The sequence below is a fragment of the Pseudarthrobacter sp. S6 genome (genome assembly GCF_050156575.1).
Lineage (GTDB): Bacteria > Actinomycetota > Actinomycetes > Actinomycetales > Micrococcaceae > Arthrobacter.
Map to the genome: position 1 here is coordinate 3,741,273 of NZ_CP189581.1, position 24,128 is coordinate 3,765,400.

25 protein-coding genes and 2 pseudogenes are annotated in these 24,128 nt (G+C 64.4%); 13 read left to right on the plus strand and 14 right to left on the minus strand.

Annotated features, from left to right (window positions below):
- Position 1 precedes the first annotated feature (1 nt).
- Both ACQCS0_RS17950 and ACQCS0_RS17955 read right to left on the minus strand, forming a co-directional pair.
- Positions 2-844, minus strand: coding sequence for a hypothetical protein (locus ACQCS0_RS17950; protein ID WP_354222465.1), 843 nt, complete (start codon positions 842-844; stop codon positions 2-4).
- Positions 845-934: 90 nt separating this feature from the next.
- Positions 935-1,393, minus strand: coding sequence for a hypothetical protein (locus ACQCS0_RS17955; RefSeq protein WP_354222467.1), 459 nt, complete (start codon positions 1,391-1,393; stop codon positions 935-937).
- Between the two features lie 486 nt (positions 1,394-1,879).
- Here ACQCS0_RS17955 and ACQCS0_RS17960 point away from each other — a divergent pair, with 486 nt between their 5' ends.
- The 3 genes and pseudogenes from ACQCS0_RS17960 to ACQCS0_RS17970 form a co-directional block, all read left to right on the plus strand.
- Entirely contained in the window at positions 1,880-2,623 is a 744-nt protein-coding gene (locus tag ACQCS0_RS17960; RefSeq protein WP_426939580.1) for an ANTAR domain-containing protein, read from the plus strand.
- 132 nt (positions 2,624-2,755) lie between these two features.
- Entirely contained in the window at positions 2,756-3,163 is a 408-nt protein-coding gene (locus tag ACQCS0_RS17965) for a response regulator (RefSeq protein WP_354154533.1), read from the plus strand.
- A gap of 129 nt (positions 3,164-3,292) precedes the next feature.
- A pseudogene (locus ACQCS0_RS17970) lies at positions 3,293-3,800 on the plus strand (phosphodiester glycosidase family protein); the annotation flags it as partial.
- Positions 3,801-3,890: 90 nt separating this feature from the next.
- On the opposite strand, the gene ACQCS0_RS17975 reads toward ACQCS0_RS17970, so the two are convergent.
- Positions 3,891-4,643: a lytic transglycosylase domain-containing protein gene (locus ACQCS0_RS17975; RefSeq protein ID WP_354222468.1), complete on the minus strand. Its 753-nt coding sequence runs from the start codon at positions 4,641-4,643 to the stop codon at positions 3,891-3,893.
- Between the two features lie 191 nt (positions 4,644-4,834).
- Between ACQCS0_RS17975 and ACQCS0_RS17980 the strand changes: the two genes are divergently transcribed.
- The 3 genes from ACQCS0_RS17980 (at position 4,835) to ACQCS0_RS17990 (ending at position 6,334) form a co-directional block, all read left to right on the plus strand.
- Complete coding sequence (locus ACQCS0_RS17980; protein ID WP_426938880.1) at positions 4,835-5,188, plus strand: DUF4956 domain-containing protein; 354 nt, start codon at positions 4,835-4,837, stop codon at positions 5,186-5,188.
- Positions 5,185-5,382, plus strand: coding sequence for a hypothetical protein (locus tag ACQCS0_RS17985; RefSeq protein ID WP_354222470.1), 198 nt, complete (start codon positions 5,185-5,187; stop codon positions 5,380-5,382). The genes ACQCS0_RS17980 and ACQCS0_RS17985 overlap by 4 nt, the downstream gene beginning before the upstream one ends.
- Positions 5,383-5,488: 106 nt before the next feature.
- Positions 5,489-6,334 carry an alpha/beta hydrolase gene (locus ACQCS0_RS17990; protein ID WP_354222472.1) on the plus strand — a complete coding sequence of 282 codons (846 nt, stop codon included), beginning with the start codon at positions 5,489-5,491 and terminating at the stop codon, positions 6,332-6,334.
- A 63-nt stretch (positions 6,335-6,397) separates the two neighbouring features.
- Here ACQCS0_RS17990 and ACQCS0_RS17995 read toward each other — a convergent pair whose 3' ends face one another.
- The 7 genes and pseudogenes from ACQCS0_RS17995 to ACQCS0_RS18025 form a co-directional block, all read right to left on the minus strand.
- Positions 6,398-7,585: an acyl-CoA desaturase gene (locus ACQCS0_RS17995; RefSeq protein ID WP_354222474.1), complete on the minus strand. Its 1,188-nt coding sequence runs from the start codon at positions 7,583-7,585 to the stop codon at positions 6,398-6,400.
- Between the two features lie 13 nt (positions 7,586-7,598).
- A complete protein-coding gene (locus ACQCS0_RS18000) occupies positions 7,599-8,696 on the minus strand; it encodes a ferredoxin reductase (protein ID WP_282330210.1) in 1,098 nt (365 codons plus the stop codon).
- Between the two features lie 209 nt (positions 8,697-8,905).
- On the minus strand, positions 8,906-9,109 hold the full coding sequence (locus ACQCS0_RS18005) for a hypothetical protein (protein ID WP_141141640.1): 204 nt from the start codon (positions 9,107-9,109) through the stop codon (positions 8,906-8,908).
- A 102-nt stretch (positions 9,110-9,211) separates the two neighbouring features.
- A pseudogene (locus tag ACQCS0_RS18010) lies at positions 9,212-10,058 on the minus strand (LLM class flavin-dependent oxidoreductase).
- Between the two features lie 74 nt (positions 10,059-10,132).
- Entirely contained in the window at positions 10,133-10,531 is a 399-nt protein-coding gene (locus ACQCS0_RS18015) for a hypothetical protein (protein WP_426938881.1), read from the minus strand.
- Positions 10,532-10,584: 53 nt separating this feature from the next.
- On the minus strand, positions 10,585-11,076 hold the full coding sequence (locus tag ACQCS0_RS18020) for a DUF2848 family protein (protein WP_426939940.1): 492 nt from the start codon (positions 11,074-11,076) through the stop codon (positions 10,585-10,587).
- A gap of 44 nt (positions 11,077-11,120) precedes the next feature.
- Positions 11,121-11,777, minus strand: a complete 657-nt coding sequence (locus ACQCS0_RS18025) for a GntR family transcriptional regulator (protein ID WP_426938883.1) — start codon at positions 11,775-11,777, stop codon at positions 11,121-11,123.
- A gap of 32 nt (positions 11,778-11,809) precedes the next feature.
- Between ACQCS0_RS18025 and ACQCS0_RS18030 the strand changes: the two genes are divergently transcribed.
- On the plus strand, positions 11,810-12,604 hold the full coding sequence (locus ACQCS0_RS18030) for a carbon-nitrogen hydrolase family protein (RefSeq protein ID WP_354154527.1): 795 nt from the start codon (positions 11,810-11,812) through the stop codon (positions 12,602-12,604).
- Between the two features lie 367 nt (positions 12,605-12,971).
- Positions 12,972-14,279 (plus strand): ammonium transporter, encoded by a 1,308-nt coding sequence (locus ACQCS0_RS18035; protein ID WP_354154526.1) that lies wholly within the window; start codon positions 12,972-12,974, stop codon positions 14,277-14,279.
- Positions 14,280-14,345: 66 nt separating this feature from the next.
- Here the strand turns inward: ACQCS0_RS18035 and ACQCS0_RS18040 are convergent, their stop codons facing one another.
- Positions 14,346-14,942 (minus strand): PadR family transcriptional regulator, encoded by a 597-nt coding sequence (locus ACQCS0_RS18040; protein WP_354154525.1) that lies wholly within the window; start codon positions 14,940-14,942, stop codon positions 14,346-14,348.
- A gap of 213 nt (positions 14,943-15,155) precedes the next feature.
- On the opposite strand from ACQCS0_RS18040, the gene ACQCS0_RS18045 reads away from it, so the two are divergent.
- Positions 15,156-17,513, plus strand: a complete 2,358-nt coding sequence (locus ACQCS0_RS18045) for a transglycosylase domain-containing protein (RefSeq protein ID WP_354154524.1) — start codon at positions 15,156-15,158, stop codon at positions 17,511-17,513.
- Positions 17,514-17,569: 56 nt separating this feature from the next.
- On the opposite strand, the gene ACQCS0_RS18050 is transcribed toward ACQCS0_RS18045, so the two are convergent.
- Both ACQCS0_RS18050 and ACQCS0_RS18055 read right to left on the minus strand, forming a co-directional pair.
- Positions 17,570-18,160 (minus strand): DUF1992 domain-containing protein, encoded by a 591-nt coding sequence (locus tag ACQCS0_RS18050; protein ID WP_354154523.1) that lies wholly within the window; start codon positions 18,158-18,160, stop codon positions 17,570-17,572.
- Positions 18,161-18,264: 104 nt separating this feature from the next.
- The gene (locus ACQCS0_RS18055) at positions 18,265-19,302 is read right to left on the minus strand and encodes an AsnC family transcriptional regulator (RefSeq protein WP_354154615.1); all 1,038 of its coding nucleotides are present in this window, start codon (positions 19,300-19,302) and stop codon (positions 18,265-18,267) included.
- A gap of 145 nt (positions 19,303-19,447) precedes the next feature.
- On the opposite strand from ACQCS0_RS18055, the gene ACQCS0_RS18060 reads away from it, so the two are divergent.
- From ACQCS0_RS18060 to ACQCS0_RS18075, 4 genes are all read left to right on the plus strand, one after another.
- The gene (locus ACQCS0_RS18060) at positions 19,448-20,668 is read left to right on the plus strand and encodes a M20 family metallopeptidase (RefSeq protein WP_354154522.1); all 1,221 of its coding nucleotides are present in this window, start codon (positions 19,448-19,450) and stop codon (positions 20,666-20,668) included.
- 26 nt (positions 20,669-20,694) lie between these two features.
- Complete coding sequence (locus ACQCS0_RS18065) at positions 20,695-21,987, plus strand: MFS transporter (RefSeq protein WP_354154521.1); 1,293 nt, start codon at positions 20,695-20,697, stop codon at positions 21,985-21,987.
- A gap of 400 nt (positions 21,988-22,387) precedes the next feature.
- Positions 22,388-22,930 carry a TspO/MBR family protein gene (locus ACQCS0_RS18070; protein ID WP_354154520.1) on the plus strand — a complete coding sequence of 181 codons (543 nt, stop codon included), beginning with the start codon at positions 22,388-22,390 and terminating at the stop codon, positions 22,928-22,930.
- A gap of 185 nt (positions 22,931-23,115) precedes the next feature.
- Complete coding sequence (locus tag ACQCS0_RS18075) at positions 23,116-23,313, plus strand: hypothetical protein (protein ID WP_354154519.1); 198 nt, start codon at positions 23,116-23,118, stop codon at positions 23,311-23,313.
- A gap of 85 nt (positions 23,314-23,398) precedes the next feature.
- Here the strand turns inward: ACQCS0_RS18075 and ACQCS0_RS18080 are convergent, their stop codons facing one another.
- Positions 23,399-24,082: a DNA alkylation repair protein gene (locus ACQCS0_RS18080; protein WP_354154518.1), complete on the minus strand. Its 684-nt coding sequence runs from the start codon at positions 24,080-24,082 to the stop codon at positions 23,399-23,401.
- Positions 24,083-24,128: the final 46 nt, after the last annotated feature.

Genomic DNA, 24,128 nt, shown 5'->3' on the forward strand with positions numbered 1-24,128 from the left:
GTCAGCTTCCCTGCCCTGAGCCGGAGTAGGCGAACTGGAGCGTGGCGCCCTTACAGCCGTCCTGGTTCAGCGTGGTATCCAGCATGGAGATTCGGGGCCACTTCTGCCAATCAACGCCGAGCAACTCAAGGGTCCGTGCGCCGGGCGGAACGCTAAGCGGATACGGGCCCGAGTAGTTGATTACCACGTAGTCCGCGGCGGTGCAGGGAAGCCCCGCAGCCACTGCAGCGGGCGTCCGGTTGATGGCTGTAATAGCGACCGAAAGGCTGCTCAGTGCCAGCGTCTTGTTGTTGGGATTGGCAATCGAAAGGTTCAGCGGAAGCGTTAGTCCGGGCGTGAGTTGGGTGCCGAGATTCCCCGAAATACTGAACGTCTTGTTGGATGATTGAACAATGAGTTGGACCACGACGGCGTCAGCCTGGCTTGCGCCGGCGGCCGTGCCGATGGTCAGGTCCGCTTTGCCATCCGGAGTGGTGGCCGACGTCGCCACCGTCAGCATGACGGTGGCCGTTTTGCCCGAAGCGAGCGTCACCGACGCCGGCGCGAAGGCCGCCGTCGTACTGGCCGGCAGGCCCGCAACGGTGGGGGTGACGCTGCCGCTGAACCCGTTGGTGGAGGTCAGGGACACCGAATAGGTGACCGCGTCGCCCCGGTCAACCGTCCGGCTGGCGGGATTCACCTGAATGGTGACGCTTTTGGTTTTGTTGCTTTGGCTCCCGCCCTGGCTGGCCGCGAAGATGGTGCCCGCCGAAACGAGCATCACCACAAGACCCACCAGCAGCACCTTCGCTGCGGTGGTGGTTCTTCGCATGACTGTGCGGAAGTACCCAGAATCATTCTGCACGTTCAGCCCTTCTGGCCTGTTCTGCATTGAGTGGGAGGAGGTGGAATTCGCCAGCGGGGAGGTCCTGCTCCTCCCCGCCGGCGAAGACTGTTAGACGCTGCCGACGGTGATGGTGACAACGGCGCCCTTGCAGGCCTCCTGGTCGACCGTTGCACTGTCATTGAACGTCAGGGTTCCGGCGCCCACAGAGATTCCGCTTGCGCCGGCGGCGACCGTGGTGCTGCTGGTCACGGCAGTGACTCCGAACCACGATGCCAGGCAGTTTGCCGGATCGCTCGTGGACACCGTGGCCGTCAAGGCACCCACCTTGGTGCTGCTGGTTGTTCCATTGTCAGCCGTGTATGCCACCGGGACGCTATTTCCCGGCGCAAGTCCGCCTGCGAATGTCGCGTGCAGGGTCACGGTGCCGCCGCCTGTCGAGTTGGTCGCGGTACCCGCACCTGAGCCCGTGGTGGTCCAGTAGGCGTAGGCAGCGCCGCCGCTGCCTGCCACCAGTGCCAATGCACCGGCTGCTGCGAGGACCCGATTCTTCTTCGTCATTTTGCGCATGAGTGAGACTCCTTGTTGGCTGGGGGTAAAAACAGATGCTGAGACGCGCAGCCATTGGGAGCCACTAAGGCACCTTGGTTCCGGCTGATCGATGACGCCCATACTTCCCGGCCTCGGTGGTCCCAACAACACGTAGGAGTACTGGACTTTTGCGGACCTCCCCCGAAACGACCTCTTGGATCCAGGGCCGGGTACTCAGTTTTCGCCGACGAGGCGGGACGTCTCAAGCCCGGACGCCCCGCAGCCGGATCCGCGTGCGGTACCGCCCGCACGGCAACCGGTAGTACCTAAGTCCTCCGCGGCCTGGCCCGCCATGTGGCGCTCCCCAAGGCTCTGACCTGTATATACTTCTGGTTATCGGTTTAGCAGCAGGCCGTTGGACAGTTCGTCGATCCAGCGACCGTCGCCACCCTTTTTGCTTCCACGGCAGGGGTTGTGCGGGGAGTTGCCGGATCGTCTTGACCTGAGCGAATGGCACTAAGAACCGTGGCCAGCGAGTCAACAGCAAACACAGCTACATCAATTACCGAGCACCTGCACGAAGAACTCCTCAACAGCTCCGACGTAGAGGAGTTCCTGGATGAGCTCGCCCGGGTATCGGCCCGAAACCTTTCCGAACCCGGCGATGAAGTGCTGTGCGGCATCACCCTTCTGCGCCAGCGCAAGGCGGCCACCATTGCCAGCAGCGGCGCCGCTGCCCGCGCTGTCAGCCAGATCGAATACCAGTCCGAGCAAAGTCCGGGCATGGCCTCCTCGCTGGAGCAGGTGACAGTCCATGTTCCTGACGTGAAGAACGAGGCGCGCTGGCCCGAATACTGCGAAGCCGTCCTGGATCAAGGCATCCGTTCGGTCCTGGCAATCCCGTTCCGGCTGGAGGGGGAAACCAAAGCCACGCTCCTCCTCTACTCCCACCGGACCTCCCGCTTTGAAGGCCGCGTCCTGAAGGCTGCGGAGGACTTCGTCCGCCAGACGTCTCTGGCCCTGCGGCTTGCGGTGCGCTTCGCGCATTACAGCGAGACGGCGGCGCATCTGCGTGCCACCCTCGAATCGCGCACCGTGATCGACATGGCGGTGGGCATCATCATGGCCCAGAACCGGTGCAGCCAGCAGGAGGCATTTGACCTGCTCAAAGCGGCGTCCAGCACGCGCAATTCCAAGCTGCATATCGTCGCGGCGGCCGTGGTGAATGCACTTGGCCAAGGGCCGGCCCAGACGCACTACGACGGCTGAGTTCCGCCCCGCAACCGGCGGCCCGAGGCGTTACCGCTGAGACGACCTGAGGACGGTTGCGGAATACGTCACTTTGACGGTTTACCAGGTCACCAGCACGTACACTGGTGGAAATGCGGCTGAGGGGCTTTCATGGAAACAAAACGCATCTGTCTTGTCATCGAGGACAACGATGACATCCGCGGTCTGATCACGGTGGTCATGACCCGCGCAGGCTTTTCCGTACGTTCGGTCGCCAACGGCGCCGAAGGAATTGCCGCAGCCGCTGAACCATCGGTCGCTCTGATCACCCTTGACCTTGGCCTGCCGGACATGGACGGGCACGTCGTAGCCCGGGCAATCCGGGCCTTAAGCACCGCTCCCATGCTGTTCCTCACCGCGCGGTCCGAGGAAGACGACATACTGGCCGGAATGGCCTCCGGCGCTGCCGCCTACCTAACCAAGCCGTTCCACCCCACAGAACTGAAGGAGCTCGCGCTGCGGCTCTGCCCGGCAAAAGCCCCCGCCCGCCCGGAAACCACGCCACAACGGCAGCTTTAGGCGGCACTTTCTCGCCAGCCCACCCGTTCACAGGCGCAGCACATATCCGGCAAATCGAAGCGATAGCTTCGTTGCCTACAAATGAGGCATGACTCCTCTCAAGAACAAACCACGCAACGGCAACCGGGTCACGTGAAAATCTCGGACGTCTCCGCATACCAGGCCAGTCAAACAGGCACCAACGAAAGCACGACGGCGGACACCACCACTGATTCCACCGCCGTCACCACAGACACGTCCTACGTTTCGGAGAGCTCGAACATCCACATCTCCACGGTGAGCACCGGCAGCGGCGACAGCACTATCACCTACTACGTTGCCGACGTCGTGCTTAACGATGCCACCACGCTCCAGTCGGCCTTCGCCAACAACGGCGACTTACTACGGCTTACGTGACACCGGCATTGTGATCCGCAACGGAGTGGTGTTCCGCGATGACGGCGCCCGCCAAGGCCTTGCCTTCTAACGCGACAGCACGGTCAAGGTCTACGACGAAACCGCCACAACCGCCGAACAGCTCCTCGCCGACGGCGTCTGGAACACCCTTTCCTTCGGCCCGTCCCTGCTGGACGACGGCGGGGTTGCCGAGGGCATTGAGGACGTCGAAGTGGACACCAACTTCGGCAACCACTCCATCGGCCTGGGGCGCAGCACGGGAGGCTGAGAATAAGTCTCTGGATCTGGGGCGCGGCCACCACCCCGGGACGTTACGCGGGCAGTCGAGGTCTTATCCTGTGGTGCCCGTCTTATCGGCGTAGAAGGTGGCTTGGTCGCGCACCTGGTCCACGTAGGAGTCGGACTGGTTGTAGGAGTAGATGGCCTCACTCCATCCGTTCGTGGCGGTGAGGTCGCGGCCGTGGGCGCATAAGTAACCGGCCGCGCTGAGGGCGGCATCGTCGATGTTGAAAGGATCCGCTTCGCCGTCACCGTTCCCGTCCCGTCCCGCTAGCTCCCAGGTGGAGGGGATGAACTGCATGGGTCCGACGGCGCGGTCCCAGCGAGCGTCGCCATCCAGGACGCCGGCGTCGGTATCAGCAATGACGGCAAATCCGTTGCCGTCCAGGCTCGGGCCGACAATTGGCCCGCTTGCCTGCCCTGCGGCATCCAGGTTTCCGCCGCCGTACGCTCCGTGGTGGGATTCGACGAATCCGACTGCCGCCACCGTATTCCATCCGATCCCGCACCCCGGAGCGGAAAGATTGGCCGCGCTGGCCGCACCCACGTAAGCCCGAAGCGCACGGGCAGGTATGCCGGTTTGCGCTGCAGCCTGGATGATCCACTCGGCGTCCGCGTTCCGGGTGACATTGACGGCAGTGGTAAGGCCGGTGGAGGACGTTTCGAATTTCGCCTCCGACCGTGGCGGAGGAGCAAGAGCCCCGCGGGAGTCCGCACCGGACTGCCCGAGCGCCCAGAATGCCACCGCGGTGATGACGCAGATCGCGAACACGCAGAAAACCGCAAGGCGTTTAAGTCGGAGCACGGGTTTGATCCTATCGATCGAAACCCGCCAGCAGGAACGGCGGCTGCATGACACCCGGGAAACAGCGCCCGGCAAACAGCAGCCGGGCGCCCAGCCGGCACTCATGTTCCGGTCAGGTTCCGTCACAGCACCTGCGCAGTTTGGCCGCGGATTGTAGAGAACAGCCCACCAACAGATTCCGGAGAATCCCGATGACTTCCCTCATTTTCATTGCCGCAGACCTCGCGGCCATCAGCATCCTCACCGTCGTCCTCTACCTCCGCCGCCACCGCCGCCGCGACCTGGTGGTCTCGTACCTGGGCATGAACGTGGGCGTGCTGGGCGTGATCGCGGGCCTCGGCACAGATGGGCACCGTGACGGCCGGCGAGTCCACCGCAGCCCAGGGCCCAGGCGGCGGAGGCGGCTTCGGCGCCCGCCCCCGGGCCCCTGCCAAAAGGCCCTTTACCAACAAAAAGGTAACAGTCGTCTTGGGTCCTGTGAGCATTCCGGATATCGGCGCATACTTGAACGCACAAGCGGCCACGGCCATGGGAGGACACCATGAAGTTTCTCGGAGCACTGATTGTCATCTGGCTGATCATCGGAGGAATCGCCGCCTGGCAGCGCGGCTACTTCGGCGGGGTTCCGGGGTCCTGCGCCCAAGCGGGATCGGTGGCCGTGACCATCGTCGCCGGGCCGTTGAACTATATGGGCGTCAACCCGCAAATCGCGTGCGAACTGCCCCAACCATCCCAGTAGCCACATTCTTGGTGCCGCGGCCGGCGGTCCCTAGAGTAGGGAATGCCGGGCGTCTGCTTTTGCTTGCGCCCGAAATTGATCCCGAAGCTTCGAAAGGACCGCCGAGATGGCATTCGTCACCGTTGGAACCGAGAACAGCACCGATACCGAGCTCTACTACGAAGACCACGGAAGCGGCCAGCCCGTTGTCCTGATCCATGGCTACCCGCTGGACGGATCCTCCTGGGAAAAGCAGACCACCGCCCTTTTGGCGGCGGGATACCGCGTGATCACGTACGACCGCCGCGGCTTCGGCAAGTCCACCAAAGCCACCAGCGGCTACGACTATGACACGTTCGCCGCCGACCTCAATACGCTCCTGAACCGGCTGGAACTCAACAACGCCGTGCTGGTGGGATTCTCCATGGGCACAGGTGAAGTTGCCCGCTACCTGAGCACGTACGGTTCGGCCCGGGTGGCCCGCGCAGCATTCCTTGGATCGCTGGAGCCGTTCCTCCTCAAAACAGACGACAACCCGGACGGCGTTCCCCAGGAAGTCTTCGACGGACTCACCGAAGCGGTGACATCGGACCGGTATGCGTTCTTCACGGAATTCTTCAAAAACTTCTACAACACCGATACGTTCCTGGGCACCCCGCGGCTCAGCCAGGAAGTCCTGGACGCCAGCTGGAGAATCGCCGCCGATGCAGGCGCCACCGCATCAGTGGCCGCGCAGCCCCCGTGGCTGACCGACTTCCGCGGGGACATCCCCCGGATTGATGTCCCCGCGCTGATTGTCCACGGCACGGCGGACAACATCCTGCCCATCGATGCCACCGGCCGCCGGTTTGCCAAGGCCCTTCCCAGCGCCCAGTATGTGGAGATCGACGGCGCCCCGCACGGCCTGCTGTGGACGCACGCCGCGGAAGTCAACGAAGCCCTGCTCGCCTTCCTGAAAAAGCAGGCCGAATAACAAAAGAGTGGAGGGGCCAGGCGATTCGCCTGGCCCCTCCACTCTTTTAAAGGCTTAGTCAGCTCAAGCCTTGGCAGCCTTGCCCGGCAGCGCCAGCTTGAAGACCTTCGCCCAGGACGATCCCACCTGCTTCAGCAGCGGACCCGTGGTGTATTTCAGGCCGTAGCGCTGGCAGATCTCGCGTACCCGCGGAGCGACCTCGGCGTACCGGTTGGACGGCAGGTCCGGGAAAAGGTGGTGCTCGATCTGGTGCGACAGGTTGCCTGTCATCAGGTGCATGAACTTGGAACCGGAGATGTTGGCGGAGCCGATCATCTGCCGGACGTACCAGTCACCGCGGGTTTCGCCTTCCACCATTTCCTCTGTAAAGGTGTCAGTGCCTTCCGGGAAGTGACCGCAGAAGATCACGGCGTGCGCCCAGACGTTGCGGACGGCGTTGGCGGTCAGGGTGCCGTAGAGCGCCTGCTTGCCGGAACCGGTGAGCATGGCAACGGCAGGAGTGGCGGCGTAGTCCTTGGTGAACTGGGTGACCACCTTGCGGCCCAGGGCCTTGAGGTCCTTGACGAGCGCTTCCTTGGACTTCTTTCCTGCCTGGTACTCAGCAAGCTCGAGGTCGTAGATGGCGATGCCCCATTCGAACAGCGGGGAAAGGATGGCGTTGTACAGCGGGTTGCCCAGGTTGTGGGGCTGCCACGGCTGGTCCTCGTCCATGCGCAGAAGGTTGTACCCGACGTCGTTGTCCTTGCCAACCACGTTGGTCCAGCGGTGGTGGAGGTCATTGTGCGTGTGCTGCCAGGCCCGTGAGGGTGTGACGAAGTCCCACTCCCATGTGGTGGAGTGGATGTCCGGGTCCCGCATCCAGTCCCACTGCCCGTGCAGGATATTGTGGCCGAGTTCCATGTTTTCCAGGATCTTGGCGAAACTCAGCAGCGTGGTGCCGGTGACCCAGGCTGCCTTGTTCTTGCTGACCAGCAAAGCCGCGCGGCCGGAGATCTCCAGCCCGCGCTGGATCTTGATCATGCGCCGGATGTAGGCGGCGTCGGAGGCGCCGCGCTTGGCCAGGATTTCGTCGCGGATCGCGTCGAGTTCGCGGCCCAGCTCAGCTACCTGTTCATCCGACAGGTGCGCTGCGGCAGGAGGACGGACCAGCGGGCTGCCGGACTCGGCCAGCGCGCCGGGGCGCGTCTTTGCCGCTCCGGTGGGGGCGGTCTTGCCTTCGGAAACTTTCTTACTTTCTGAAACTACTGACATGCGGTATTGCTCCTCAGAGTTCGAGGTTGACGGGTCCGGCGGCTGCCGAGACACACGTTTGGATCAGTTGGCCGGGTTCGCCGTGGACCTCGTTGGTGCGAAGGTCACGGACCTGTCCGGCCAGGAGCGGGGTCAGGCAACTGTGGCAGATTCCCATTCGGCAGCCGCTGGGCATGAGCACCCCGGCGTCCTCGCCGACGTCGAGCAGCGGAGTATCGCCGTCGGCGTCAACTTCCCGGTCCGACGCCTCAAAGGTGACCAGGCCGCCGTCGTGCCCCACACCCCCGGCGAAGGTGGTGTTGAACCGTTCAATCATCAGGTTGCCGGGATCGCCGGCGATGGCAACATCGGAACCGGGGGCGCCGGCGGTGAGGGATGCCTGCTTCCACAGGGCCTCGGCGTCGTCCAGGAAACTGTCCGGACCGCACGCGTACGCGGCCCGTTCCTTCCAGTCCGGGCAGATCTCATCGAGCTCGGCCGTGTTGGTCAGGTCCATCCGGCCCTGTTCGCCGGTGTACCAGTGGGCCAGCCGGAAGTTGGGGAACTGGTCAGCCAGTTCGGCGAGTTCCTCGCGGAAGAGGCTGTCGCCGGGCGTGCGGGCCGAGTGCACCAGCACGACGTCGGCATCCGGGCGGCGCGGAACAAGGGTGCGGATCATGGACATCACCGGGGTGATACCGCTGCCGGCGGTGACCATCAGGAGCGGCCTGGGGTGCTCGGGCAGGACGAAGTCGCCCTGCGGGGGTGCCAGGAAAAGGACGTCACCAGGTTTGGTGGTCCGGACCAGGGTTCCGGAAACTGCTCCGACGTCGGTGACGGTGATAGCGGGGTCCTTGCCTGCGGGGGCGCTCAGCGAATAGGAGCGCCAGTGGCGGACACCGTCGAGCTCAACGCCGATTCGCGCCCACTGGCCGGCCAGGTGCGAATGCCAGCCGCGGCCGGGACGAAAGAAAATGGTGGCCGACTGCGCCGTTTCCTGGACCACACGGGTCACCACGCCACGCAGCTGGCGCGCTGAGAAGACAGGGTTGAAGAGCGCCAGAATATCTTCCGGTGCCAATGGCGTGGTCAGCACGGAAGCCGCCTGTGCCAGCTGACGTAGCCGGATCATGCCGTAAAACCTAAAGCGGCGCGAGCCATATCTCTCTCTCCTGACCGTTCCGCAGTCACGCAGTAAAATGAGGCGCTTAGCCCCCTATGCCCCCTACAAGCCTAACGGCTGTGGCTTATGGATGGTTCCTTGAGCAATATTACTAAGGACACTGACTAGTTTCCTCTGCAGGTCACGCGAATGGCCGGACCGACGGCGGTGGACGGTTGTCAGCGGCTGTCCCGGTCCTCGAATTCCTCATCGAGGTCATGGTGCCTGAACTCCGTCTCCGGATTTGGTTCGCCCTCAGCCACGTACTCATAGTCCAATTGACGCTGCACCTGGCTGTCCAGAACCTGTAGCTCCCGGTCCGGAACGGTGGAAAGATCTTCCGGGAACTCGTCTTCCGGCGTCAGGTGTAGTTTTTCGGACATGGTGAGCCTCTCTAGGCCGTGAGGGATAACCGGGCCTCAATGGCCCGCACCTTCTCAGGATATTACGTTCCGGGCGGATCGCCCAGCGGAATCAGCCCCGGATCAGGAACGGGCCGGGGTCCAGCCGACGGCGGGCGCAATGTGCCGGGCGATGTTGCCCAGCAATTTGGCATTGAAGTCAACGCCCAACTGGTTGGGCACCGTCACCAGCAGTGTGTCCGCGGCCTGGACCGCGGCGTCGGCCGCCAGCTGTTCGGCCAGGAGATTAGGGGCACCGGCATAGGTCTTGCCAAAGCATGCCGTGAGGCCGTCGATGACGCCCACCTGGTCCCGACTGTCCCGCAGCGCGCTGCCCGCAAAATACCTGTTGTCCTCATCGTCAACGATCGGCAGGATGCTCCGGCTGACGGAGACACGCGGTTGGTGGCTGTGTCCTGCCGCGGCCCAGGCGTCCCAGAAGAGTTGGATTTGCTCCGCCTGCAACTGGTCGAAGGGGACACCGGTCTCCTCGGTGAGCAGTGTGGAGCTCATCAGGTTCATGCCCAGGCCGGCCGCCCACACGGCGGTGCTGCGGCTTCCCGCGCCCCACCAGATCCGCTCCGCGAGGCCCGGCGACTGCGGCTGGACCGGCAACAGGCCGGTGGCACCGCCGGCGTAGCGCGGGTCCGCCTCGGCCACGCCTGCGCCAGTGATGGCGTTCCGGAACCGGGCAGTGTGGCGGTGGGCCATGTCTGCGTCGGTTTCATTTTCTGATGGCTGCCAGCAGCGGGAACGGGGACGCCTGCTGACGGGCGAAGTGGTGCACGCGGAAGAACGCGCCGTCGATTCCGACTTCCTCGGCGGCCACCGCCAGCTCAATGCCCTGACGCAGGGCCTCGCCGGCGGTTCTGGTGCGGGAGCCCTGGCCGGGGCCCCAATGGCCGAACGAAAGGAATCCAATGCGTCGCATGTATGGCCCAACCTCCCTGCGGCGGGCCGCATTCCCGGTTGGCCGTGAGCCTGCCGGTGTCCAGCCCCTGAACGTCAGAACATCGGCAGCAGGAAGCCGGCGATAAGCGCCACGGCGCCGATCCCGGCGAGCACCCGGCCAAGCACGACGGCGGTCCACCCCACCGATTCGGGCGCTGCGGTCTGCCACTGGGTGGGGCGCTTGGGGTGGTAGTAGATCGGCAGGGTGTCGCCAACGGCCAGGTCCTTGATGTCGTGGGGTGACATCGGGGCGTGGTGAACCTGGTACTTGCGGTCAAACCAGCGGAAGCCCGTTCCGGTAGCGTCCGCATAGACCACTGCTTCCGCAATGTTCCAAGGGTGCACAAACCGCCGGAGGATGCCCGAGTAGAACAACAGGGCAAGCCCCGGCGGAAGGCACAGCCAGGTCATCATTTCCAGAATGGGACCTGCCATTTCAAGCGCAGTGGGCATAGCAATGATGCTACCGGGAGTTCCGACCCCCAGCGTGAGCCTGCCCGGCGGAATCAGCCGACAGGCTCGGCCATCTGCTCCACCACGTACTGGGCGTCCACGGTGGATCCGGTCACGGGGTCTGTCATCTCCACTTTCCAGCTGCGGGCGAACCGGTTGACGCCGCTGGTCATGGCCACCGTGCCGGAAATGAGGACCGACCCCGGCTCATTCAGGCCGCGCTCGGTCGGCACGTCCAGCCAGTAGCCCGGGGTCAGCAGGGCTTCCAGCGGGCTGTCCTGGATCATCGCGTCCGGAGTTTCGCCCTCCCTCACCCAGCCCTTCAGCGTGATCTGGTCCAGGTTGACCAGCGCCCATTCAGCTTCCCCGGAGGTCCGGGCATGCTGCACGCGGACTTCGGAAACCTGCTGCGCCAGGTATGGCGAGACCGGGTAGAGCGCCGGCGGGGCGGTGGGGTCCGGAACGCCCAGGTGGGCCCGCCCACCTGGCAACCTCAACCGACGAAGCCAGCTATGCCGGCCGGAGTTTTTGTCCACATAATGCACCCAAAACGCCTTTTACCCCGCGTTATGTGGACAAAAACTCTCCATCAGGCGCGGAGCAGGATATCCCGGGTGACGGCCAGGTGATGGTCAATGGCCTCCTGCGCCTTAGCGGCATCGCCGGACACCAGGGAATCGAGGATGTCCTGGTGTTCGGCGCACACCTGTCCGCGCCGGTCACCGGTGCGGAACAGGGCAGCGACGCCCATCAGGATCTGCCGGACATGAAGTTTGCTGTACGTTCGGGAGATGAGCTCATTGCCCGCGGCGTCGATCAGCAGCTGATGGAAGAGGGTGTCCAGCCGGATGAACTCCTGCGCAGCCGCCGAGTTCAGGTCCTCGGGAAGCTGGGCCTGCTGGTCCAGGGTGTCCTGCATCGTTTCCGCAGGAACGCGGCGCTGTTCGATAACCAGGCGGGCGGCATGGCTTTCGAGCACACCCCGGAGCTCCATCAGTTCCGACATTTCGCGGCCCGTTACCGGCGGAACATAGGCACCGCGCTGCGGAATCAGTTCCACCAGGCCGTCGGAGACGAGCAGCAGAAGCGCCTCCCGGACCGGAGTTCGCGATACGCCGATCTCCGCGGCCAGTTCCTGCTCGTTCAGGAACTTCCCCTGCACCTCCGGGTCAATCAGGATGTTTTCCCGCAGGTACGCGTACGCCTTCTCGCGGCCGGACGCCGACGTAGCCGAACTTATTCGCATACATTATGTATACAACAGACTGGAGTAATTTCATGCGTTTAGCAGTTGCCCAAATCATCTCCGGCGCCGATCTGGCCGCCAACCTGGAGCTAATCCGAGACTACGCCACGCGGGCCAAAGCCGCCGGAGCCGAGCTCGTGGTGTTCCCGGAAGCCGCCATGCGCGCCTTCGGCAACAGCCTAACGGACATTGCCGAGCCGCTGGAGGGACCGTGGGCCGCCGCCGTCCGCAGCATTGCCCACGAGCTGGACATCACCGTGGTAGCGGGCATGTTCACCCCGGGCGGGGGCGGCCGGGTGCGGAATACCTTGCTGGTCACCGGCCCGGGCGTCGAGACCTCCTATGACAAGATCCACCTCTTTGATGCATTTGGTTTCGCCGAATCCGATACCGTCGACGCAGGAACAGCCCCCGTGACCTTCGAGGTGGGCGGCACCACTTTCGGCTTGGCCACCTGCTACGACGTGCGTTTCCCGGCACTGTTCACGGCCAACGCCAAAGCCGGCGCCCAGGTCAACATTGTCTGCGCCTCGTGGGGAGCCGGCGAGGGCAAAGCTGAACAGTGGGACCTCCTGGTCCGCGCCCGCGCCCTGGACAGCACCACCTTCGTAGTGGCCAGCGGTCAGGGAGATCCGGCAAGTGTCGGCATCGCCTCCGCCGGCAAGGCTCCCACCGGCGTTGGCCACAGCGCCGTCATCTCTCCCCTGGGTGCTGCCCTAATGGCCCTCGGCGGCAAACCGGAACTCGCCGTCGTCGACATTGACCAGTCCGTCGTTGCAGAGGTCCGCGGCAATCTGCCTGTCCTGGCTAACGCCCGGACCTTCTGACCCCCGGCCCGGCCCTGCGAATTCTCCCCGCGGTGCCGGCCGCAACGGCGGTGAGTCGCCGTTCATTTTCAGGAAACGTTGCCATTTCCAGCGCCCGACGGCGGCTTCTCACCACGTGCGCGCACCGTCGCCCGCCGTCGCTGGCACCAGGGGCGCAAGGCTTCCTGCCGGAGCGTCATTCAACAGGTTCTGTTTACACGCCCGAAACATCACGGTCATGCGATCTTCACGAATGACGCCGGTCCGTAACGTGTCCGCAACTTAGTGAAGAGCAATCGGAAACACGCGGCGGCAAATATTGATCGGGGGATACACGGGACACCTAAGAAAAGTCCCCGTATTCAGGATCAATGAAAGGGACCCACCGGTGGAGATCACTGCGCAACACGTCTGGATGATGATCGCGGCGGCAATGGTGCTGCTTATGACACCCGGACTCGGTCTTTTCTATGGCGGCATGACGCGTGCCAAGGCCGCACTGAACATGATCATGATGAGCTTCATCTCTGCCGGCATCGTGGGAGTTGTGTGGGTCCTGTGGGGTTATTCCATGACCACCGGCGACGGAATCCTGGGCATTTTTGGCAACCCTTTCGCCAACTTCGGGCTGCAGAACCTCATGGGCTCCCCTGACCTCATCAAAGCCGGTTTCAGCGCCACCTTCGCCATCATCACCGTGGCCCTCATCAGCGGCGCAATCGCGGACCGTGCCAAGTTCAGCGCGTGGGCAGTGTTTGTGCCGCTGTGGGTCACGCTGGTCTATTGCCCCCTGGCCTACATGATCTGGGGCGGCGGGCTCATGAGCGCCGGCGGAGCCATCACCCAGGTCTTCGGCCAGGTCATCGACTTCGCCGGCGGTGCAGTGGTGGAGATCAGCTCGGGCACGGCGGCCCTGGTCCTGGCCCTGGTGGTTGGCCAGCGCCACGGCTTCGCCAAGGATCCCAGCCACCGCCCGCACAATGTCCCCTTCATCATGCTCGGCGCGGCCATCCTGTGGTTCGGCTGGTTCGGGTTCAATGGCGGCGCCGCCACCACCGCGGAGCAGGCCGGCCTGATCTGGATCAACACCCTGGTCACCCCGGCCGCGGCCATGCTCAGCTGGCTGCTGACGGAGAAGATCCGCCACGGCCACCCCACGTCCCTGGGCGCAGCCTCCGGTGTTGTGGCCGGCCTGGTGGCTATTACACCGTCCTGCGCCAACATCAGCCCAGTGGCCGCCATCGGCCTGGGCCTGGTGGCCGGTGCAGCCAGCTGCGTGTTTGTTGACCTGAAGTACCGTTTCGGGCTTGACGACTCCCTGGACGTGGTGGGAGTACACCTCGGCGCCGGGCTCATCGGCACACTCGCCCTGGGCTTCATCGCCCTCCCCGTGGACGGCCAGGGCGGCGGCCTCTTCTACGGCGGCGGTCTCCAGCAGCTGACGGCTCAGGCCGTAGCGGTAGTGGTCACCGTGGCCCTCTCCGGTGGCGTGACCCTGGTGATCGGCCGGGCCATCAACAAGACCATCGGGTTCCGGGTGAGCTACGAAGCCGAGATGGTAGGCGTGGATCTTTCCGAGCATGCCGAGACCGCCTACGCCTTCGGTGGGCTGGGTAGCCACTTCAACCCGCTGGTCCGCCGGACGCCGGAACCTGCTGCGGCTCCCGCTCCCGCCAAGGAAGACACCTTCGCCTAACGACAGAGGCTACTGATCGCCTTCTGATGCCTCCGGTTGAGCCCGTTCAGCCTGACGTGAACGGGCTCAGTCGGCCAGGATCTGGTAGAGCGCGCGGCGGGTTTCGTCGAGCTTTTCCACCGCAGCATTACGCTGTTCTTCCGTGGCTGCCGTGCGGAACTGATGAATGACTCCCATCAGCTTGCCCACGCTCTGGTGGAAGGCGGGCCCGGACCCTTCCGCGTCGCTGTTCCACGCATTCTCCAGCTCCTCCGCATGCTCGGCCACGTAGGCTTTACCGGCGTCAGTGAGGGTGAAGTCGGTCCGCCGGCCCTCGCTGAGGGGCTCAATCAGGTCCTCGTCCACCAGCTGCTGCAGCGTCGGGTAGATCGACCCTGGGCTGGGCCGCCATGCCCCCGACGTTTTCTCCGCGATGGTCTTGATCAGGCCATAACCGTTGGAGGGGGCCTTGGCCAGGAGGGACAGGATGGCCCACCGGACATCACCCCTGCTTGCCCGCCGGGGACCCGGACCGAAGCCTGGACCAAACCCGCCCCCCGGACCGAAGCCCGGGCCGAATCCTCCGCCGCGGTGCCCGTGTGGTCCGCGCCTGCCCCTGCCGCGTTCAAACCGTCCCCGCCCGAAAGGAGGTTCCAAAAACTTGTCGTCGTGAATGCCTTTCATGGTGGCATCCTCCCTTTCCCTTATCTTAATGAATGGTTATCGGTCAACTACTCACCGATACTTAACGATACATCGGCATGTATCGCGAAACAAGGACTGGAACGAAAGTACAGGGCGGTAAGTACCGGCTTGGCATCAGTTAATCCAATATCTGGTTGCCGCAGGTCCCGGCGGCGTATCCTGTTCTCACGTCGCGAGCTCGAGGGCTGAACAATGGCGCAGCAAAAGAAACGCAGGCACCGGTTGGCCGCCACCTTGGGAAGGGTCATCGGGTTCTTTGCGGCGAGCGCCATGTGCGGAGTCCTGGCCGCAAGCCTGGTGGTCCCTGCGGTTGCGACGGTGGGCTTCGGCGTCAGCAGCTCCATCAGTTTCTTCGATGAACTCCCCTCGGAACTGATCGTTGGGCCGCCGTCGCAATCCACCAAAGTCCTCACCTCAGACGGCCAGCCAATAGCCACGTTCTATACCGAGAACCGGATCAAGATCCCCTTGGACCGGATATCCCCCTATGTCCGGGATGCCATCGTGGCCATCGAGGACAGCCGCTTTTATGAGCACCCGGGCATCGACCCGCAAGGGATTCTCCGTGCCGCGATCTTCAACCTGACGAGTGAGGGCAGGCAGGGCGCCTCCACCATCACGCAGCAGTACGTCACCAACGTGATCAATGAGTCCTTCGTGTCCCAGGACAAGACCGACGAAGTGGTCCTCAGCGGCCAGAAGAGCATCGGGGACAAGCTCCGCGAGATGAAGCTGGCCATTGCGCTGGAGAAGAAATTCAGCAAGGACCAGATCCTCGAGGGCTACCTGAACATCGTGTTCTTTAACCGCGAGGCCTACGGAGTCGAGGCGGCGGCGCGGTATTTCTTCAGCACCACGGCGGCCGATCTCACGCTGCCGCAGGCCGCCCTTCTGGCCGGTCTGGTCAACAGCCCCAGCTACTACAACCCCGCCGTCAATCCGGAGCATGCCACGAGCCGCCGGAACCAGGTTCTTTCCGAGATGCTGGCCAAGGGCAAGATCACCCAGGCGGACCACGACGCCGCCACGGCCACCCCCATCGAGCTCAAGCTCAGTCCGGGGAAGCAGGGCTGCGCCAACGCCCAGATGGCACCTTACTTCTGCGACTACATTTCGCATCTGATCCTGAACAACCCGGCCTTCGGCACAACCCTGATCGAGCGCCAGCGCAAGCTGTACCGCGGCGGGCTCACCATCGTCACCACCCTGGACAGCCGGCTCCAGGCGGCGGCCCAGGCACAGGTTGACAGCACCGCCGGAGCGAATCCAGATCGCTGGGGCGCGTCCCTGGTCTCGATCCAGCCGGGCACGGGGAAGATCCTGGCAATGGCGCAGAACACGGTATTCCTGCCGGCCGAAGGTAAGTTTGATACCCAACTGAACTTCAATGTGGATTCCCATGATCTTCAAGGCAATGACCTCAACGGGGCAGGCGGTTTCCAGCCCGGCTCCACCATGAAGCCCTTCACGTTCGCGGAGTGGCTGAACGAGGGCAAATCGCTGACCGGCGTGGTGGACGCCTCACGCCGGGTGTATCCGCTGGGTTTCCCGTGGCGCTCCAGCTGCGGAAAGGTCTTGGGCGCTTACAGCACGGCGCAGAACAACCCCGAGCTGGGCGCCGCCGATGACCTGCAGAATGCTGACGAGGGCTATTACCGTCCCATGCCCGTGAACTACGGGCTGTACAACTCCATCAACACGGCCACGTTCGCTGAGGCTACCCAGCTCGACTTCTGCGGCATCCAGAAGATGGTGGACAGCGTGGGGCTGCACAGTGGACTGGATGGCGCCCAGATCAACATGCATCAGCTGGGCAATCTGCTCGGGGCCATCGGCGTCGCACCGGTCCACCTGGCCAATGCATTCGCCACCTTCGCCAACGATGGCCGGTACTGCTCCCCTGTCGCCGTACTTGAGGTGACGGAGGTGTCGGGCGGGAAACTCGCCGGCCAGACCAGTGACTGCCGCGACGCCGTCAAACCGGAGGTTGCCCGAGGCGTAAACGCGGTGCTCCAGGACGTGCTGAAGGTCGGCTCCGGGGTGTGGATCAACCCCAAAATCCACACGCTGATGCCCGTTGCCGCCAAGACCGGTACCTCGAACAACAACGGCTCCACCTGGGTGGTGGGCTACACCTCGGGGCTGGCCACAGCGTCCTTCTTCGGCGATGCGCTGGAAGGCCAAAACCGTCCCGGCCAGAACGTCACCGTCAACGGCCAGTTCTACCCCCGCCTTGACGGCTACATGATCGCCGGGCCGCAGTGGGTCAACTACATGCTCCAGGCCGCCCCGCTCTACCCGGCGAACCCGTTCCCGGCCCCGCCGGCGTCCATGGTGGCTCCGCCGAAACCGACTCCGGCACCGGCCGCGCCGAGGCCTGCACCCGCCCCGGCGCCCGCACCCGCTCCCGCTCCCCCGCCGGCTCCCGTGCCAGAGCCACCTCCTGCTCCTGCTCCTGCTCCCGCGCCCGTCCCGCCGCCCGTCCCGCCGCCCGCGTCCGAGATTCCGGGCTTTCCGCCTCAGAACGGCTTCCCGGGCGGAAGACCCTAGGAGCCGACGACCCTGACAGCCGACGACGGCGGGTGGCGCCGCCGTCGTGCGTTCTCCTAAGTGGTGCCGCGCCAGAGCCGCTGCCACCACGGACGCTTCGGTTCCCGTTCGGGAGGTGCGTCTTGTGCGAGGGCGGCACGGCGTTCGCGCCAGCGCGCCACATCCGTTTCGACGTCGCGTGTTTTGGTGATGACGGGCGGACCGCCCTGGAGCTGGCGCCGGGCGTCAACCACCCGGGCGTTGAAGTCTGCGAGGAGGTCCCGGACCTGCTTTTCGGTGAACTGGGCATCCAACCGCCCGTCCAGTTCGGCGTCTTCGGTGCGGAGCAGGATGGCCTTGGGGCCCAGCCCGCTGATGTTCTCGCGCTGAATCAGGCCCTTCACCCACCAGTCAGGATCGTAGGCCTCCCCCAGCCCGGGGATCGGCTTGCCGGCGTATTTGAGGTTGTCGAATTTGCCCTGTGCCATGGCGTCCCGGATCAGGTACTCCGCCCGCCGCGCATCGTCCACCTTCTTGCTAATATCCCGGTCCTTGGCCTCGGCGGCCTCGAGTTCGGCCTCTTCCTCGGCACTGATGCCGGCTCCGCGGTAGGACCGGAGCTCGGCAGCCCGTTCCAGCCGGCGCCTGAAGGCGCTCTCGCCGCCCATGTTCAGTCACCGCCTCCGCGCTCGTCCCGATCCTCTCAGACTTCCAGTATTCAGAAGGCCGGTACAGGTTTCAACGAGGGCCACCCACGGCTGGCACCGAAAGCTCAGGGGAGCCCCAGGACCGGCAGCTCCGTGCCCGAGACCACAACGGCGCCGCTCGCCGTCGAATCCGGGTTCAGCATCCAGCCCACCCGCTTGGCGGTGTTCAGGATCACGACGCTCTCCACGAGCTCGATCTGCGGGATGCGTTGCTGGAGGGCCAATTCGGCGTTCATCACATCGGCCAGCGAATGCAGCCACATGACGATGACAAAATTTGTGCTCCCTGTGGTGGACGCGCTGAGCCGGACAGTGCGGAGGCTGCGGAGTTCGGCAGCAGCGGCCTCGTGCTGGCCCGCCGGCACGTTGACGAACCATTGGCAGCTCACTGGATAGCCGGAGAGCTTCTGGGCAATTTCACAACGGAAGGACAGCAGCCCGCTTGCCAGCACCCTGTTGAGCTGCCGTTGGACTGTCGCCGGGCTCCTGCCCAGGCTCCGGGCAATCTCCGCGGCGCCCGCGCGCCCGTCCCGAGCAAGGAACGGGATCAGATCCAGGTGGCTGGGCGGCAGCGGAGCTCCGGTCATCGGGGCCGCCGGACCGGTGGCCACCGGACCGGCCAAGGCCTTGAGCGCATTTTGCTTCGCCTTGTCCAAAATGTTGAGCCGCCACGCATAGCCACTGGAATGCAGTCGGGTGCACAACGAGGTCCGGTACTTCAGTAGTCCGGGGATCTCCTTTAACCGCGGAAGTACCTCCTCCGTGAACCGGGCCAAGGTGGGCGCTATGACTGTCAGCATAAGATCCCGGTTGCTTCCAGCTTCCTCCACCGTGACCACTTCGGGGATTGCTGCAAGCGCCGCGGTCACCTCGTCCCGCTGCCGCATTTCGCAGTCCACGTCCACCAACGCCAGGCACATCTGTTTGGGATCTCCAATCAGGTGGGCCGTCGTCCAGGCCGCCCCGGACAACTTCAGCCTGTCCCAGCGTGCGGCCAGCGTGGTGGCATTCACTCCCAGCACCGTGGCCGCATCCGACCAGCTGATCCGCGGTGCAATCTGCAGCGCGTTGATCAGTGCCAGGTCTTCCTCGCTTAGCACCACTTCGTCAACCTCCACGCTTCAGTGAATGAATCCTGCCATTTCAATCATACTTTTGGTTTTTTCCAGCAATTTCGGCGCTTGTGAACCGCATCACTTCACAATGGAAGCGGGTTACTGACCAAACGTTCAGAAATTAGGAGAGCATATGTCGATCACCACCGACGCCAGGGAACTCCAGGACGAGATCGCCCGGTTCCGCCACGAGCTGCATCAGGAACCGGAGATCGGACTGCACCTTCCCCGGACCCAGGAAAAGGTCCTGAAAGCCCTAGACGGCCTGCCGTTCGAGATCACCCTGGGCAAGAGCACGACGTCGGTCACCGCAGTTCTTCGCGGCACCGCACCGCACGCATCGGCAACAAAACCAACAGTCCTCCTGCGTGCTGACATGGACGGTCTCCCCGTCCAGGAACGGACCGGCGTCCAGTTCGCGTCCAAGATCGACGGCGCCATGCACGCGTGCGGCCACGACCTCCACACCGCCATGCTCGCCGGCGCAGCCACGCTCCTGTCCGAGCGCCGGGATCATCTGGCCGGCGACGTCGTGCTGATGTTCCAGCCGGGCGAGGAAGGCTTTGACGGGGCGGGCCACATGATCCGCGAAGGCGTGCTGGACGCGGCCGGACGCCGGGTTGACGCCGCCTATGGGATGCACGTGTTTTCCGCCTTGGAACCGCATGGCCGGTTCTGCACCAAACCCGGCGTGATGCTGAGCGCCTCGGACGCCCTCACCGCCACGGTTCTGGGCGCCGGCGGCCACGGTTCGGCCCCTCACACAGCCAAGGACCCCGTTACGGCGGCCGCCGAAATGGTGACCGCCCTGCAGGTGATGATCACCCGCCAGTTCGACATGTTCGATCCCGTGGTCCTGACGGTGGGTGTCCTCCACGCAGGCACTAAGCGAAACATCATTCCGGAATCGGCGCGCATCGAAGCCACCATCCGAACCTTCTCGGAGGCCTCCCGGGAGCGGATGATGTCCGCCGTTCCCACCCTGCTGAAGGGCATCGCCGCAGCCCACGGCCTCGAGGTGGACGTCGACTACCGCCACGAGTACCCGCTCACCGTCAACGACGACGACGAAACACGCACCGCAGAAAAGACCATTGAAGACCTCTTTGGACACTCGCGCCTCACCCGCTGGGCCACTCCACTCAGCGGATCCGAGGATTTTTCCAGGGTGCTCGCGGAGGTACCCGGGACGTTTATCGGGCTCAGCGCCGTCGCCCCCGGCGCCGACCACAACGAAACCGCGTTCAACCACTCCCCCTACGCCGCCTTCGACGACGGCGTGCTCTCCGACGGAACCGCGCTCTACGCAGAGCTGGCCGTCTCCCGCATCGCAGCCCTGGCCTCGGCCAACTGAACTCCCCTCACCCCTTGGAGCATGAAATGACTACAACTGCAGGCGCCCCAGCTGACGTCCAGGTTCACAAGTCCCACCTGCGCACGCTCGTCGGCACAGGCATCGGCAACGCCGTCGAATGGTACGACTGGGCAATCTACGCCACCTTCTCGCCATTCATCGCGAGCGCACTGTTCAGCAAGGCGGATCCGACGTCGGCCTTCCTCGCCACCTTGGCGATCTTCGCCGTCGGCTTTGTCGCCCGTCCGTTCGGCGGCTTAGTGTTTGGCTGGATCGGTGACCGGATCGGCCGCAAGACGTCCATGACGTTCGCCGTGGGCCTCGCCGCCCTGGGCAGCCTGATCATTGGCGTCGCCCCCACCTTCGAAGCCGTGGGGGCCTTCGCATCGGTCCTGCTGCTGGTGGCCCGGCTCATCCAGGGCCTTGCCCACGGCGGCGAGCTGCCGTCGTCGCAAACGTACCTCTCGGAGATGGCGCCCAAGGAAAAGCGCGGCTTCTGGGCAACGCTCATTTACACTTCCGGTACGGTGGGCATCCTTGCCGGAACCACGCTCGGCGCCATCCTGTCCAACGTGTTGAGCACGGCCGACATGAACGCCTGGGGCTGGCGGGTGCCATTCCTGATCGGCGGCGCCCTGGGCCTCTACGCCCTGTTCATGCGGGCCCGCATGAAGGAAACTGCGGCGTTCGAGGCAGAGTCGCCCAAGGAAAAGCGCGAGCCGATGTGGCCGCAGATTTACAAGCACCGCAAGCAGGCCCTCCAGGTGATTGGCCTGACCGTCGGCCTGACTGTGTCCTACTACATCTGGGGCGTGGTGACTCCAAGCTACGCCTCGACGGTACTGAAGATGGACCGCGGAGAGGCCCTCTGGGCCAGCGTGATCGCCAACGTACTGTTCATCGCCGCCCTGCCCTTCTGGGGCAAGCTTTCGGACCGGATCGGCCGCAAGCCGGTCATGATCTTGAGCGCCGCCGGCTCCGCGCTGTTCCACTTCCCGATGACCTGGCTGCTGAAGGACTCCCCGTGGCAGCTTGCGGTCACCATGTCCGTCATGCTGTTCTTCATCGCCGGCAGCGCAGCAATCGTCCCGGCCGTTTACGCCGAACTGTTCCCCACCAGGATCCGCACGGTGGGCGTGGGCGTCCCCTATTCGATCTGCGTTGCAGCCTTCGGTGGTACCGCACCGTACCTGCAGGCCTGGCTCGGCACCATCGGACAGGGCAACCTATTCAACGTCTACGCCGTGGTCCTGCTGGCCATCAGCATCGCGTTTGTGTTCACCATCCCTGAAACGAAGGGCAAGGACCTGACGCACTAACCGGCAGCGCCGCCTCCGTAGGAGCGACCACCACCACGCGCGAAAGGACACTTGAGGACTCGGATCCTGGGGCCGCAAGTGCCCTTTCGCGCTCGCCTTTGCGTGAAAGGCGCCAGCCCGTTCAGGCGCGGGCGTGTTGGGCGAGCAGGGCGTCGCTCTGCCCTGCCGCTTCCCGCATGCCCTCTTCCATGCCCATCCGGACCATCTGCTCTTCTCCTTCGTTACCAGGGAGGCCCGTTCCAGCACCGCTACATGCCTCTGGACGGCGGCGAAACGTCCGAATCTCTAAGCTGATCTACAACCATTTGGTTGTTTCATATGCCCGGGGCGGCAGGGTGTCAAGACACCGCGGCAGCCTCCCGGTTTGACGCGGGTGCCCACCATTGCCCACAGTGGGTCAGTGCCTGCCACTATCCCCACCGAAGTGCAAGGTCCGGCGGCCCCGGACATGCCGTCCCGACGGCGGCAGATCGCTGCCCTGATCGGCTTCCTCGCGCTCTCCTGGTCCGTGTCGTTCGTGGGAGCCCTCCCGGTCCGCGCGGCTACGGGCGGCTGGTATGCCCTGGCCGACAAAGCCCCCTGGACGCCTCCCGGGCTGATGTTCACGTCCGTCTGGCTGGTCCTGTACGCGGCCATGGCCGTGGCGGCCTGGCTGGTGTGGCGGCAGCGGCGCCTCCCCCGCCGCCGCGCACTCACGCTGTACGGGCTCCAGCTGGCCCTGAACCTGCTCTGGCCCATGACGTTCTTCGGCCTGCACTCCGCGCTGGGGACAGCGGCGCTCTGGCTGGCCCTGTCCCTCCTCGCCGCCCTCACGCTCACGGCGGTCCTGACAGTCCTGCGCTTCGGACCCATCAGCCAGACTGCCGGCGTCCTGATGCTGCCGAACGTATCGTGGCTGGTGTTTTCGGCGTCCCTGAACCTTTACGCAGCCGTCAGTAACTAAGGCCGGCGTGGGCGTGTAATCGCTCACACTTTCGCCGTTTCTGTTGCATATCCCGGCGGCAAGCATGAACCATGAGATCGGGACCCCGTTCCCGCACTACCAAGATCAGCAATCCTCACCGACGAGGATGCGGCCCCCTCAAGGACGACGCGGAGCCGTTAACTGCATGAGCGAAAGTACTGACAATGACGTTTGAAAACACTGACTCCATCACGCTGAAAATCTGGGACCGGTCTGCGATTGAGCACACCCTTGAGAGCATTGTGCACGACCTCTCGGTCAAGGCGAACACCACCAAATGCCGCATCGCGGTCCAGTGCAGCGGCCCCAACACTTTCACGGTCAGCGTCCGTAACCAGGAACGCCAGCTCGCCACCGCCTGATCGGTTCACAGCCAAAAACTGAAGCGGACGACGGCGGGAGGTTCCCGGCGTCGTCCGCTTCCGTTTTGCGTCCGGGCCAATAGCCTTACGCCCGCGCCTGGCGGCTCACCATCTCGTTGATCCAGCTCGGCGCGAACGGCGAGGTGCAGTTCGGCGGTGTCGGATAGTCCTTGAGGACCTCGAGCCGTTCGCCGATATCGAGCGCGCGGGCCCGGAGCTCCTCGCGCTCGATGCCGATGAAGGCCAGCGTGTGGTTCATCGCCCACTGCAGCCGGTCCGGGGCGTCCTTCATCTCCGCCTCGATGGTGTCCAGAAGCCCCGGGAGGTCGAGCCCCGTGGGCTTCTTCGCCACGCGTTCGCTGGTCAGGGCCCAACCGGCGCTTGCCACGACCGGATCCGGATCCGCTGACCAAGCCACGCGCAGGTCCTCCGCGTGCGGGCTTTTCTTCACCACATAGTTCACCAGCCAGTCGTGCACCTTGGGGGCACGCGCCTCGCGCAGCATGGTCTCCAGCTCGTCGCGTTCGAAGGCCTTCGGCCGGCAGATCAGCAGCGCCACAAGCCTCGCCGGAGTGTCGTTCGTGGCCCAGAGTGCGCGCGCGAGTTCCTGCTGCGTCTTCAACCGCTTGGCGACAGCGCGCAGCTTGGACAGGTTCACGCCATGGTCATCGCCGCGCTTCTCGTTCGCCTCGCGCACCTTCGGGTCCTCAAACACGGCCAGCTCGGCCATCACTTCATCCAGCAGCCCCGCCGTCATCGTCTCCGACATTGTCACCCTTCCGGTCACCGTCCTGTCGGTTCCAGCCTACGGCTGA

Bases quoted from the DNA above. Each gene is read 5' to 3' on its own strand.
- ACQCS0_RS17955 (WP_354222467.1), bottom strand. From the start codon at position 1,393: ATGCGCAAAATGACGAAGAAGAATCGGGTCCTCGCAGCAGCCGGTGCA.
- ACQCS0_RS17965 (WP_354154533.1), top strand. From the start codon at position 2,756: ATGGAAACAAAACGCATCTGTCTTGTCATCGAGGACAACGATGACATC.
- ACQCS0_RS17980 (WP_426938880.1), top strand. From the start codon at position 4,835: ATGACTTCCCTCATTTTCATTGCCGCAGACCTCGCGGCCATCAGCATC.
- ACQCS0_RS17985 (WP_354222470.1), top strand. From the start codon at position 5,185: ATGAAGTTTCTCGGAGCACTGATTGTCATCTGGCTGATCATCGGAGGA.
- ACQCS0_RS17990 (WP_354222472.1), top strand. From the start codon at position 5,489: ATGGCATTCGTCACCGTTGGAACCGAGAACAGCACCGATACCGAGCTC.
- ACQCS0_RS17995 (WP_354222474.1), bottom strand. From the start codon at position 7,585: ATGTCAGTAGTTTCAGAAAGTAAGAAAGTTTCCGAAGGCAAGACCGCC.
- ACQCS0_RS18000 (WP_282330210.1), bottom strand. From the start codon at position 8,696: ATGATCCGGCTACGTCAGCTGGCACAGGCGGCTTCCGTGCTGACCACG.
- ACQCS0_RS18005 (WP_141141640.1), bottom strand. From the start codon at position 9,109: ATGTCCGAAAAACTACACCTGACGCCGGAAGACGAGTTCCCGGAAGAT.
- ACQCS0_RS18015 (WP_426938881.1), bottom strand. From the start codon at position 10,531: ATGCCCACTGCGCTTGAAATGGCAGGTCCCATTCTGGAAATGATGACC.
- ACQCS0_RS18025 (WP_426938883.1), bottom strand. From the start codon at position 11,777: ATGCGAATAAGTTCGGCTACGTCGGCGTCCGGCCGCGAGAAGGCGTAC.
- ACQCS0_RS18030 (WP_354154527.1), top strand. From the start codon at position 11,810: ATGCGTTTAGCAGTTGCCCAAATCATCTCCGGCGCCGATCTGGCCGCC.
- ACQCS0_RS18040 (WP_354154525.1), bottom strand. From the start codon at position 14,942: ATGAAAGGCATTCACGACGACAAGTTTTTGGAACCTCCTTTCGGGCGG.
- ACQCS0_RS18045 (WP_354154524.1), top strand. From the start codon at position 15,156: ATGGCGCAGCAAAAGAAACGCAGGCACCGGTTGGCCGCCACCTTGGGA.
- ACQCS0_RS18050 (WP_354154523.1), bottom strand. From the start codon at position 18,160: ATGGGCGGCGAGAGCGCCTTCAGGCGCCGGCTGGAACGGGCTGCCGAG.
- ACQCS0_RS18060 (WP_354154522.1), top strand. From the start codon at position 19,448: ATGTCGATCACCACCGACGCCAGGGAACTCCAGGACGAGATCGCCCGG.
- ACQCS0_RS18065 (WP_354154521.1), top strand. From the start codon at position 20,695: ATGACTACAACTGCAGGCGCCCCAGCTGACGTCCAGGTTCACAAGTCC.
- ACQCS0_RS18075 (WP_354154519.1), top strand. From the start codon at position 23,116: ATGACGTTTGAAAACACTGACTCCATCACGCTGAAAATCTGGGACCGG.
- ACQCS0_RS18080 (WP_354154518.1), bottom strand. From the start codon at position 24,082: ATGTCGGAGACGATGACGGCGGGGCTGCTGGATGAAGTGATGGCCGAG.